Source organism: Mycobacterium stomatepiae (assembly GCF_010731715.1).
Taxonomy (GTDB): domain Bacteria; phylum Actinomycetota; class Actinomycetes; order Mycobacteriales; family Mycobacteriaceae; genus Mycobacterium; species Mycobacterium stomatepiae.
Genome location: NZ_AP022587.1, coordinates 3,945,984 through 3,957,797, shown reverse-complemented (window position 1 = coordinate 3,957,797; position 11,814 = coordinate 3,945,984). Strand labels below are relative to the sequence as shown.

The following is an 11,814-nucleotide window of genomic DNA, read 5'->3' as shown; positions in this document are numbered from 1 at the left end:
CGTCTGTTCAGCTCCGCACCAGCGATCAGCGGTGAAAAGTTTCTCATGTATTTGCGGATTCGTTAAGGTGTTTGCCGGATGAATTGAAGGCGAACCCGAAATGACGGCCTATCGGCTGTCGCGCCAGCGGCATAATGCCTCGGCCGCGGACAGGTCGTAGTCGGGGCCGTTGACACCGACCGTCAGCAGCGTCACCTCCAAGGCGGTAAGGCCTTCGGCGTTGGCGATCAACCCGGCGCTGCCGTCGTCCACGCCGGCCGATCTCTCGATGGTGGACGGGTCGCGCCCGACGGCGGCGCAATGTTCGTCCAGCACGGCCGCGGCGGCGGGGTAGGTGTCGACAGTGGTGAAGCCGTGCCAGATGTCGCCGTACTCGGCGACTAGCCGAAGGGTCTTTCGCGGACCCTTGCCGCCGATCAGTATCGGGATGTCGCGAGTCGGTGCGGGATTCAGTTTGGTCAGCCGTGAAGTGATCCGGGGCAAGGCCGCGGCCAGGTCGTCGAGGCGGCTGCCCTTGGTGCCGAATTCATAGCCGTATTCGTCGTAGTCCTTTTCTTTCCAACCGGATCCGATGCCCAGGATCAGCCGGCCCTCGGAAATGTGGTCGACGGTGCGCGCCATGTCGGCCAGGAGTTCCGGGTTGCGATACGAGTTGCATGTCACCAGCGCGCCGAACTCGATTCGCGATGTCTGCTCGGCCCATGCCGCCAGCACGGTCCAGCATTCGAAATGCGCGCCGTCGGGATCACCGTAGAGCGGGAAGAAGTGATCCCAGGTGAATGCGACGTCGACCCCGATGTCTTCGCACCGGCGCACGGCGTCGCGGATATGCCGATATTCGGGGGAGTGCTGAGGCTGCAGTTGGACACCGATGCGAACGGGATAGGTCATGCGACCACCGTAGGAGCCCCAGTCTCTCAGCGTGCGTGCAGGACCCCGCTCAACAGGTCGATCAACGCGCGGGGCTGATCGCTTTGCACGGAGTGCCCGGAGTTCGCGACGACATGCGCCTGCCGGAAATGCCTTGCGCGCTTAGTGAGTTCGGCCGCGTCCTCGTCGGTGACGAACGGCGACGAACCGCCGCGGACCAGGGTGACGGGTGCGGTCAGCGCGTCGACGTCGTTCCACAGATCACCGAAATCGGGGACCTTGCGGATGGAGTCGTAGCGCCAGGCCCAGTTGCCGTTGTCGAGCCGGTGTGAATTGTGGAACACGCCCCGGCGCAGTGCCTTGACTTCGCGGTGTGGTGCCGCGGCGACGGTCGCGTCCAGCATGGCCTGGAAGCTGGGGAACTCGCGTTCGCCCTGTACCAGTGCGACCGTGCCCTGTTGCTCGGTGGTCATCTCGGCATAGCGATGCAGCGCCGACGGGGTGACGTCGACGAGGACGAGTTCGCGCACCAGTTCCGGTGCGATCGCGCCGACCCGGATTCCGGTCAGTCCGCCCAGCGACATGCCAACCACCAGATCGGCATTGGGTGCGAAGTCGCGCAAGATCGGGGCCACCGCGTCGGCGTTGTGCTGCGGGGAGTAATCGCCGTCTTCGCGCCAGCCGGAATGGCCATGGCCGGGCAGATCCACGGCCAGTGCCGGCACACCCAGTCCGACGATGACGGTGTCCCAGGTATGGGCGTTCTGTCCACCGCCGTGCAGAAAGACGATCCGCGGGGGAACGCCGCCGCCCCAGCGCAGCGTGCTGACTGTGCCGTTCGGCGTATCAACGTCGATCCGCTCCACGTCGGGCAGCGGACCCGCAACGCCGGCCTGTTCGGCGTTCTCGGCCAGCAGCGAGAATTCGGAGAGGCCGGCCAGTTCGTCTTCGGAGATCTCGGTCACGATCTTCGACACTAGAGGATGTAACGACGCCGAATGCCGTGAAATCGTTCCCACATCGCGGCGCTGCGCTCGGAGGGGCTCACCATCGCGGTGCCCGCAGGAAGCACATGCGCGATCTACTGTTTGACCACGTGCGCGTCCAGCACGGCGGGTTCACCGTCGAGCATGTGACGGTAGGTGAGGTTCCCACGCTCGAAGCCCTGGGTGTCCAGCCAGTTGTGCACATTCGGATCACGATGCGCCATGACCAGACGGATGCGCCCGTCGCTGTCGGTCTTCGTGCGGCTCGGTGTGTAGCTCACCGGGCGGTAGAGGTAGTCCATGCTGTTGAAGAAGACGCCCATGTTGGTGAACATCCACAGCCCGTCGTGGGCGTCGAATTCGACGATCAGCGCTTCGTCGGATGCCAGCTCCCAGTACATGTTGGCGGCGGCGCGGCCGCGCTTGCTGTCCGCGTCGCCTGCGCCGACGCCTGGAATGGTGGGAAACTCGTTGGGATGCTCGGCGTCGACACCGCCGTAGGTGAACGGAAATTCCGGCCAGTCCGACATCAGGCCGGTGACGAAATCGCCGGCCCATCGCATCGCCTCGACCATGATCTCGGGGCTGGGCAGCAGTTTGGGTGTGGTCATGTCGACCCTCTCGATGCGCAGTCGCGCCGGCCGCTCGTCCCAGCGGTCGAATCCCTGCCGGATGAACAGCTTTCGCGATTGCTCGGTGGTAGGCAGCCAGTTGGGGCCGCGTTCGGGTCCACCGATGTAGATCTCGAATTCGCCGTCGTCGCCGACGCTGAGTTGTCGGCCGAACAGATTGGCCTCCGGGTGTCACCGAACGGCTCGTGCAGCACACCGGGCCCGGGCACCCGCGCACCCTGCACGGTGACGTTGAAAAATGGCGCGGTGCCGCGATTTCCGGACAGCCGATAAATCGACTGCCCGTCGATCCACACCTGCTGCGGGTGTGCGACGCAGGGCGCGATCATCGTGGCGAACCGGTCGGCGGCCCGATTCCGGGTGAGGGAGTCGCGCCCGCCGGTGAACAGGTAGACCATCCGCGCCGCGGCGTCGATCACCGGCATCAGCGCATCCTGGGCGGCGTGGGCATCGGTGGTCAGCCGGCCGCCGGAAACAGGTGGTAGGCGGCTTCCACCGTATAGTTAGTGCGCTGCAACAGCTTTGGAAATTCCGGATCGAGTAGCTGGCTGTCCAGGATGCTCAACCGGGATACGGCCAGGGTCATCCAGTGCGATTCCAGCTCGGCCAGCGCGGTGCCGTAGAACGTGACGTTGTGCACCGACAGGCGCTGGTGGGCCGGCATCGCTTCAGCCCCGCTTCTCGATCGCGACGCCGAATCGCTCACGGAACGGCCGGAATTCCGCGTGCAGCGCGTCGAGGTCTTCGCCGATGTCGATCAGCAGCTGCGTGGAGTAGCGGAACTTGCCGTAGCGGTCGCCGCGATTGTTGGCCAGATAGTCGCGCATCGCGGACTCGGCTTTGGGTGTGACTTCCCGGCCCGCGAATGCGTAGTAGCGCCGCACGGTTGCCACCTGATCGGCGATGAAGTCGGTGTAGCGGACGTGCAGGATGCGGGGATCGTCGACCATCGGCTTGCTCATCGTGTTGGCGGCGCCGGCGCGGGTCGACTGCAGGTGCACCTGCACAGCGTTGTGTCGATGATGTCGACTACAGAGCAGCCCGCGGGCGTAACGCTGTGGCGAATTCCTGCGTCGAAAATCGCCCTGGCGTTACGCCCGCGGGGTCAAAAGTGGTGGCGTGAACTAGCCCTCGATGATGAACTCTTCGAGCTGCGCGCGCGCGATGTCGTCAGGAAGCTGCTGCGGCGGGCTCTTCATCAGGTACGCCGACGCCGGAACAACGGGTCCCCCGATGCCGCGATCCTTGGCGATCTTGGCCGCCCGCACCGCGTCGATGATGACGCCGGCGGAGTTCGGCGAATCCCAGACCTCGAGCTTGTATTCCAGGTTCAGCGGAACGTCACCGAACGCCCGGCCCTCGAGACGGACGTAGGCCCACTTGCGGTCGTCGAGCCAGCCGACGTGGTCGGACGGGCCGATGTGCACGTCCTTCGTCTTGAACTCGCGCTGCACGTTCGACGTGACGGCCTGGGTCTTCGAGATCTTCTTGGACTCCAGACGCTCGCGCTCGAGCATGTTGAGGAAGTCCATGTTGCCGCCGACGTTGAGCTGCATGGTTCGGTCGAGCTGCACGCCCCGGTCCTCGAACAGCTTGGCCATCACGCGGTGGGTGATCGTCGCACCGACCTGGCTCTTGATGTCGTCACCGACGATCGGCACGCCTGCGTCGGCGAACTTCTTGGCCCACACCGGGTCCGAGGCGATGAACACCGGCAGCGCATTGACGAACGCCACACCGGCGTCGATCGCGCACTGCGCGTAGAACTTGTCGGCCTCTTCCGACCCCACCGGGAGGTAGGACACCAGCACGTCGGCCTTGGCCTCGCGCAGCGCCGCGACCACGTCGACCGCCTCGGCGTCGGACACCTCGATGGTGTCGGCGTAGTACTTGCCGATGCCGTCGAGCGTCGGGCCGCGCTGCACTGTCACGTTGGTGGGCGGCACGTCAGCGATCTTGATCGTGTTGTTCTCCGACGCGAAGATCGCCTCCGACAGGTCAAAGCCGACCTTCTTGGCGTCCACGTCGAACGCGGCCACGAACTTCACGTCGCGGACGTGGTACTGGCCGAACGTCACGTGCATCAAGCCGGGCACGGTGCTGTTCTCGTCGGCGTCGTAGTAATACTGAACGCCCTGAACCAGCGAGGACGCGCAGTTACCGACGCCGACAATGGCGACTCGTACCTCGTTCGACGCCTCGGGTGCGTTGTGCTGACTCATAGGGCGTTCTCCTAACCTCAATTACCTATGTCTCGAATGCCTTGGGTGGTTACGTCTGTTCGGTGAGCCCGGGTGCCGCGCGCTCCGCGGCGATGAGCTCGTTGAGCCACTTGACCTCGCGCTCGCTGGACTCGAGCCCGAGTTGGTGGAGCTGACGCGTGTAGCGGTCGAGCGAGTTGCTGGCCCGCGCGATGGCTTCACGCAGACCTTCGCGGCGTTCCTCGACCTGTCGGCGGCGACCTTCGAGGATCCGCATCCGGGCTTCGGCCGGCGTGCGGTTGAAGAACGCCAGGTGCACTCCGAAGCCGTCGTCCGTGTAGTTGTGCGGACCGGTGTCGGCCACCAACTCACCGAAACGCACTCGGCCCGTTTCGGTCAGCTCGTAGACCCGACGGGCCCGCCGGACCGGAGTACCAGCCGGCGCCGCGTTCTCGGCGATCAACCCGTCCGCCTGCATGCGGCGCAGCGCCGGGTAGAGCGAACCGTACGAAAACGCGCGGAACGCACCGAGTAGGCCGGTCAGCCGCTTGCGCAGCTCATAGCCATGCATCGGTGATTCGATCAGGAGCCCGAGGATGGCAAGCTCGAGCATCGAGTCACCTCCTTTTCATAGCTAGTTACGTCCGGCCGACGCGTCGCGTAATAGTATCGCCTCGATATATTTGCCACAACACAACCTGGTGTTGGCATGCAGTTAGTCACCGCGATTTGAAGCTCACAGCCGCGGCCCCGAAGTCGTCGAGTGTGTGTCTTCGGCCGAAAATAGGCAGAAATCGCGCTCGGCGCGCACCAAAACCGTCGGCGCACACTCGAGACGGCGCAGAGCGGCCTCAACTAGAGGGGTAGTTCACCCGATTGATGGTGCCGTCACCGGCGAAGTCGATCGAACCGCTGCCGTAGTCGCTGGATACGTATACGGACAGGGTCAGCGACCCCGGGGCGGTCGGGTCTTTGGCCGGTTCGATGATCAGATACGTCGACTTGACCTCGGACGCCTTGATGCCCAGCGTCTCCGGTGCCCCGCGCATGATGCCGACCGCCGTCTTGACGTCGAACTTGCCCAGGTCGACCGCGGCAACCTGGTCGGTTTTGGGGGAGGTGGTCGGGTCGTCCCAGCCGCCGCGGTAGTCGTAGTCGAGGACTCGGCGGGCGTCGGCCGGGTCCGGGCGGTACATGCTGGCATTGGGGGGTAGACGAGCAGCCGATAGCCGACGGTGTCACCGAACTTCTTGCGGGCCTGCTCCAGCAGTCCGGTGAGTCCGCCGAGCGACTGCAGTTGCTTGGGCGGGGTCAGCACCACGGCCGCGACGCCGTCCGGCTTGGCGCCCGGATCGGTGGTGAAGTCCAGCGGCGAGCTGGTGTTCCCATAGAGGCCCCAGCCGAGGCCCGTGCCGAACAGCACCGACACCACCAACACGGCGATCGCGATGCCGCGCGAGCGAACCGCGGGCACCGCGTTCGACTTTGCCGCGCGCAGCCGCGCCGGGGTGCTGCCCTGCAGATCCGACACCAGTTGCTTCAGGTCACCCAACGTCACGGCATTGGTGGCCTTGCTGACGCGCTCCCGGTGTTCCTCGCCGGACAGCTCACCGTCGGCCAGGGCGTTGTCGAGCACCGTACAGGTGTCCTGCCGGTCGGTGTCCTTGGCGCGGGTCGCGGTGGTCACCCCGCCGCCGAGTGGTGTGCCCAGCCATTTCGCCATGGGGATGATCGTAGAAGTCACCTGTTGTTACCGCGGCGCAGCGGTGTCGACAGCCTTGGTTGCGTGTCGGCGGTGCCAACGGCGACGTACTCTGGTCAACGTGCGATTGCAGCGACAGGTGGTGGACTACGCGCTTCGGCGGCGCTCACTGCTGGCCGAGGTGTACTCGGGCCGCACGGGTGTGACCGAGGTCTGCGATGCTAACCCTTATTTGCTGCGCGCTGCGAAGTTTCACGGCAAGACCAGTCAGGTGATGTGCCCGATCTGCCGAAAAGAGCAGCTCACTTTGGTGTCATGGGTGTTCGGCGATCACCTGGGCGCGGTATCCGGTTCGGCCCGCACCGCGGAAGAGCTGGTCTTGCTGGCGATGAAGCTCAGCGAGTTCTCGGTGCACGTGGTCGAGGTGTGCCGAACCTGCAGCTGGAATCACCTAGTCAAGTCGTATGTGTTCGGCGCGGAACGCCCGGCGCCTTCTCCTCGGGGGACCCGGTCCACGCGGACTGCACGCAACGGCGCCCGCACGGCCATTGAATAACGAACGGCGCCACGATCAGTCGCCCGATGACCCGCGCGGGTCCGCGACTGAGCGTATGAGCAAGCAACCCAACGCCGATCGTTCGGACGATTCCGATCATCCGGCGCAGCGTGCCGACGCCGGGACCCGCCGCCGGGTTTCGCCGGACGACCGGCAGACGATGATCCTGCCGCCGGTCGTCGATGACCGGTCTCCGCGGCGGTCCGACCCGATCGACGAGGTCAGGGCCGCGCTGGACGGGCCCGGATCCAGGCCCGCGCCCCGCGACGCGATCGAGGAGGTGAAGGCCGCGCTCGACGGCCGGTCGTCAGCCCCGCCGCGGCGCGACCGCCCGTTGTCCGGTCGGCCACCCGAAGGGCCTCCGCCGCCACCGCGACCGCCGGGCGGCGCCGGCCGATCCGATGTGCCAAGTCACCGTGCCGCTGGGCCGAACTGGGTCGAGCAGATCAACTGGCGCTGGGTACGGCGCGCGGCCTACCTCAGCGCGGCGGTCCTGGTGCTGTTGCCGATCGTCACCTTCACGATGGCGTACTTCATCGTCGACATCCCCAAGCCGGGCAACATCCGCACCAGCCAGGTGTCGACCATCCTGGCTAGCGACGGCTCGGAGATCGCGAAAATCGTTCCCCCCGAAGGAAATCGGGTCGATGTAAACATCAATCAGGTGCCCGTGCACGTGCGCCAGGCCGTCATCGCCGCCGAGGACCGAAACTTCTATTCGAATCCGGGCTTTGACTTCACCGGTTTCGCACGGGCGGTGGAGAACAACCTCTTCGGCAACGGCGACCTGCAGGGCGGGTCGACGATCACGCAGCAATACGTGAAGAACGCGCTCGTCGGCTCTGCCCAGCATGGGTTCGCCGGCCTGCTGCGAAAGGCCAAGGAACTGGTCATCGCCACCAAGATGTCGGGGGAGTGGTCCAAAGACGACGTGCTGCAGGCCTACCTGAACATCATCTATTTCGGGCGTGGCACTTACGGAATCTCGGCGGCGTCCAAGGCCTACTTCGACAAACCCGTCGACCAGCTGACCGTGTCCGAGGGAGCGCTGTTGGCGGCGCTGATTCGCCGGCCGTCCTCGCTGGACCCGGCCGTGGATCCCAAGGGCGCCGAGGCGCGGTGGAATTGGGTGCTGGACGGCATGGTGGAAACCAATGCCTTGTCGCCGAGTGATCGTGCGGCGCAGCAATTTCCCCAGACCGTGCCGCCCGATCAGGCGCGCGCGCAGAACCAGACCACCGGCCCCAACGGCCTGATCGAACGTCAGGTCACCAAAGAGCTGATGGAGCTGTTCAACATCGACGAACAGACCCTGAACACTCAGGGTCTGCAGGTCACCACCACGATCGATCCCAAGGCGCAGCAGGCCGCGGAGAAGGCCGTCTCGAAATACCTTGACGGACAAGACCCCGACATGCGCTCCGCTGTGGTGTCCATCGACCCGCACACCGGCGCCATCCGCGCCTACTACGGCGGTTCGGACGCCAACGGCTTCGATTTCGCGCAGGCCGGGCTGCAGACCGGATCGTCGTTCAAGGTGTTCGCGTTGGTGGCTGCCCTCCAGCAGGGAATCGGGTTGGGCTACCAGGTCGACAGCTCGCCGCTCACGGTCGACGGCATCAAGATCACCAACGTCGACGGCGAGAATTGCGGCACCTGCAATATCGCCGAGGCGCTCAAGATGTCGCTGAACACCGCCTATTACCGGCTGATGCTCAAACTCAAGAACGGACCGCAGGCCGTCGCCGACGCCGCATTCGCGGCCGGCGTCGCCAAGAGTTTCCCCGGCGTTTCGCACACGCTGTCCGAGGACGGCAAGGGCGGACCGCCGAACAACGGAATTGTGCTGGGCCAGTACCAAACTCGGCCGGTCGACATGGCCTCCGCATATGCCACACTGGCCGCTTCCGGTGTGTACCACCCGCCGCATCTGGTGCAAAAGGTCGTCAACGCCGAGGGCCAGGTGCTTTTCGACGCAGGAAACTCGGACAAGGGCGCCGACCAGCGCATCGACAAGGCAGTCGCCGACAACACCACCGCCGCCATGCAACCGATCGCCGCCTATTCACGGGGGCACGCCCTATCGGGTGGCCGGGCCTCGGCGGCCAAGACCGGCACGGTGCAGCTGGGCGACACCCAGGCCAACAAGGACGCGTGGATGGTCGGATACACCCCGTCCCTGTCGACGGCGGTGTGGGTGGGTACCGTTCAGGACAATGTCCCGCTGGTAACCGCCTCGGGCGCAGAGGTTTACGGCTCGGGACTGCCCTCGGATATCTGGAAGTCGACGATGGACGGTGCGCTGAAGGGCACCACCAACGAGACCTTCCCGAAGCCGACCGAGATCGGTGGCTACGCAGGGGTACCTGCGCCGCCTCCGCCCCCGCCGCCGCAAGTGACCGTCATCCAGCCCACGATCGAGGTGGCGCCGGGCATCACGATCCCGGTGGGCCCACCGACGACGATCACGGGCCCGCCGCCGCCACCACCGGGACAGGCGCCGGAACCCGCCGGCCCGGCACCAGGACAAGCGCCACCGTGACCGGCGCTCGGCAGCAGAGCGCCACCATCTCCCCGCGGACACTGGCCGAGGATCTGCGGAGCGCGGACAACCGCGATTGCCCCAGCCGCACTGACTCTTTGGGCGCCGCGTTCGCCGACGCGATCGGTGGACCGGTGGGCCGGCACGCGCTGATCGGGCGGAGCCGGCTGATGACGCCGCTGCGGGTGATGTTTGTGATCGCCCTGGTGTTCCTGGCGCTGGGCTGGTCGACGAAGGCGGCGTGCCTGCAAAGCAGTGGTACCGGCACTGGTGATCAGCGCGTCGCCAACTGGGACAACCAGCGCGCCTACTACGAGCTGTGCTATTCCGATACCGTCCCGCTCTACAGTGCGGAGTTGTTGAACAAGGGCATGTTTCCGTACAAGTCGAGCTGGATCGAAACCGATTCCAGCGGTGCGCCGCAGACCCGTTTCGACGGCAAGCCCGCGGTACGCTACATGGAATATCCGGTGCTGACCGGGCTTTACCAGTACTCGTCGATGGCTCTGGCCAAGACCTACACCGCCCTGAGCAAGCTGGCACCGCTTCCGGTCATCGCGGAGGTGGTGGTGTTCTTCGACATTGCCGCATTCGGGCTGGCGCTGGCCTGGCTGGCGACCGTATGGGCGAGCGCGGGTCTGTCCGGACGCCGCATCTGGGACGCGGCGCTGGTGGCTGCCTCACCGCTGCTGATCTTTCAGATATTCACTAATTTCGATGCGCTGGCAACGGGATTCGCGATGGCCGGGCTGCTGTCCTGGGCGCGGCGTAAACCGGTGCTGGCCGGCGTGCTGATCGGCCTGGGTGCCGCCGCGAAGATGTACCCACTGCTGTTCCTGGGCCCAATGCTGGTGCTGGCCATCCGAACCGGGCGCTATCGCGCGCTGGCGCGCACCGCCGGCTCGGTCGCGGTGACCTGGTTGTTGGTCAATCTGCCGGTGCTGATCAAGTATCCGCGCGGCTGGTCGGAGTTCTTCCGGCTCAACACCCGGCGCGGCGACGACATGGACTCGCTGTACAACGTGGTGAAATCGTTCACCGGCTGGCCCGGTTTCGACCCGAAGCTGGGCTTCTGGGAGCCGCCCACGGTGCTCAACGCGGTGGTCGCGTTGTCCTTCCTTATGTGCTGTGCCGCAATCACTTACGTCGCGCTCACCGCCCCGCAGCGGCCGCGGGTGCCGCAACTGCTGTTTTTGGCCGTCGCCGCATTCCTGTTGACCAACAAGGTCTGGAGTCCGCAGTTCTCGCTGTGGCTGGTACCGCTTGCGGTGCTGGCGTTGCCGCATCGACGGGTCCTGCTGGCATGGATGACGATCGACGCACTGGTGTGGGTGCCGCGGATGTACTACCTCTACGGCAACCCGAATCGCTCGCTGCCCGAGCAGTTTTTCACCACGACGATACTGTTACGTGACATCGCGGTTGTGGCGTTGTGCGCGTTGGTGATTCGCCAGATCTACCGGCCCGACGAGGATTTGGTGCGCTGGGACGGGCGGGTGGATGATCCGGCGGGGGGCCCGTTCGATCGCGCCCCCGATGCGCCGCCCCGCTGGTTGCCCGACTGGCTGCGTCCGGCTCGGACGCGACAACCGGACGCGCTGGAGGCGGCGCCCGATGCCGAAATGGCTGGCGCTCAAGGACAACCATGACTCTGGTCGCAATCCCATTGTTCCCTCGATTCACCGCACTCGACGCCGTCGGGCCTTACGAAGTGATGCAACGTATTCCGTCGATCGACGTGATATTCGTCGGGCACCGCCGCGGCGAGGTGCGCACGGAGAACGGGATGCTCGGCGTCGCCTGCGACGCCACCTTCGACGAAGTCGGCAAGCCCGACGTGGTGGTGCCCGGTGGTATCGCAACGCGGAAGCTGATTCACGACGACCCGATCCGCAACTGGCTGCAGGCAGTACACGCGACGACCACGTTTACCACCTCGGTGTGTACGGGTGCGCTGCTGCTGGCCGCGGCCGGACTGCTCGACGGGCTCACCGCGACCACACATTGGCGCGCCGTCGATCTGCTCAACGAGTTGGGTGCGCACTACGTGCCCGATCGGATCGTCGAGCATCTGCCGCAACGCATCATCACCGCGGCGGGGGTTTCCAGTGGTATCGATATGGCGTTGCGGCTGACCGAGCTTCTCGTCGACCGCGAGGCCGCACAGGCCGCGCAGCTGCTGATCGAATACGATCCGCAGCCACCTTTCGATTCGGGCGCACTTGCCAAGGCGGATGAGGCAACGGTGGCCCGAGCAAACGAGTATCTGCGAGCACGGAAGTAAGTCGCGCGCCGCGATATTGGCGCTCGTGCGGTCGAGTGAAG

At 65.5% G+C, this 11,814-nt stretch carries 8 protein-coding genes and 4 pseudogenes; 4 read left to right on the top strand and 8 right to left on the bottom strand.

Annotated features, from left to right (window positions below; all coding sequences use genetic code 11):
• Nucleotides 1-108 precede the first annotated feature (108 nt).
• From G6N54_RS18680 to G6N54_RS18645, 8 genes and pseudogenes are all read right to left on the bottom strand, one after another.
• Nucleotides 109-891 carry an LLM class F420-dependent oxidoreductase gene (locus G6N54_RS18680; RefSeq protein ID WP_163791370.1) on the bottom strand — a complete coding sequence of 261 codons (783 nt, stop codon included), beginning with the start codon at nucleotides 889-891 and terminating at the stop codon, nucleotides 109-111.
• Between the two features lie 26 nt (nucleotides 892-917).
• Entirely contained in the window at nucleotides 918-1,835 is a 918-nt protein-coding gene (locus G6N54_RS18675) for an alpha/beta fold hydrolase (RefSeq protein ID WP_163794831.1), read from the bottom strand.
• A gap of 11 nt (nucleotides 1,836-1,846) precedes the next feature.
• A pseudogene (locus tag G6N54_RS18670) lies at nucleotides 1,847-2,790 on the bottom strand (DUF1214 domain-containing protein); the annotation flags it as partial.
• Nucleotides 2,791-2,802: 12 nt separating this feature from the next.
• Nucleotides 2,803-3,152: pseudogene (locus tag G6N54_RS31695) on the bottom strand (sugar phosphate isomerase/epimerase); the annotation flags it as partial.
• A 4-nt stretch (nucleotides 3,153-3,156) separates the two neighbouring features.
• Nucleotides 3,157-3,486: pseudogene (locus G6N54_RS18660) on the bottom strand (sulfotransferase); the annotation flags it as partial.
• A 126-nt stretch (nucleotides 3,487-3,612) separates the two neighbouring features.
• Nucleotides 3,613-4,710 (bottom strand): inositol-3-phosphate synthase, encoded by a 1,098-nt coding sequence (locus tag G6N54_RS18655; protein ID WP_163791368.1) that lies wholly within the window; start codon nucleotides 4,708-4,710, stop codon nucleotides 3,613-3,615.
• A gap of 49 nt (nucleotides 4,711-4,759) precedes the next feature.
• Nucleotides 4,760-5,302, bottom strand: coding sequence for a PadR family transcriptional regulator (locus tag G6N54_RS18650; RefSeq protein ID WP_163791367.1), 543 nt, complete (start codon nucleotides 5,300-5,302; stop codon nucleotides 4,760-4,762).
• 238 nt (nucleotides 5,303-5,540) lie between these two features.
• A pseudogene (locus G6N54_RS18645) lies at nucleotides 5,541-6,412 on the bottom strand (DUF1707 SHOCT-like domain-containing protein).
• A gap of 100 nt (nucleotides 6,413-6,512) precedes the next feature.
• Here G6N54_RS18645 and G6N54_RS18640 point away from each other — a divergent pair.
• From G6N54_RS18640 to G6N54_RS18625, 4 genes are read left to right on the top strand one after another with little or no spacing between them, the layout of a single operon-like run.
• Nucleotides 6,513-6,947 carry a DUF5318 domain-containing protein gene (locus tag G6N54_RS18640; protein WP_163791366.1) on the top strand — a complete coding sequence of 145 codons (435 nt, stop codon included), beginning with the start codon at nucleotides 6,513-6,515 and terminating at the stop codon, nucleotides 6,945-6,947.
• A 55-nt stretch (nucleotides 6,948-7,002) separates the two neighbouring features.
• Complete coding sequence (locus G6N54_RS18635) at nucleotides 7,003-9,489, top strand: transglycosylase domain-containing protein (RefSeq protein WP_163791365.1); 2,487 nt, start codon at nucleotides 7,003-7,005, stop codon at nucleotides 9,487-9,489.
• Nucleotides 9,486-11,138: a glycosyltransferase family 87 protein gene (locus G6N54_RS18630; protein WP_163791364.1), complete on the top strand. Its 1,653-nt coding sequence runs from the start codon at nucleotides 9,486-9,488 to the stop codon at nucleotides 11,136-11,138. The genes G6N54_RS18635 and G6N54_RS18630 overlap by 4 nt, the downstream gene beginning before the upstream one ends.
• On the top strand, nucleotides 11,135-11,773 hold the full coding sequence (locus tag G6N54_RS18625; protein WP_163791363.1) for a DJ-1/PfpI family protein: 639 nt from the start codon (nucleotides 11,135-11,137) through the stop codon (nucleotides 11,771-11,773). Before G6N54_RS18630 ends, G6N54_RS18625 begins: the two co-directional genes overlap by 4 nt.
• The last annotated feature ends 41 nt before the right edge of the window (nucleotides 11,774-11,814 follow it).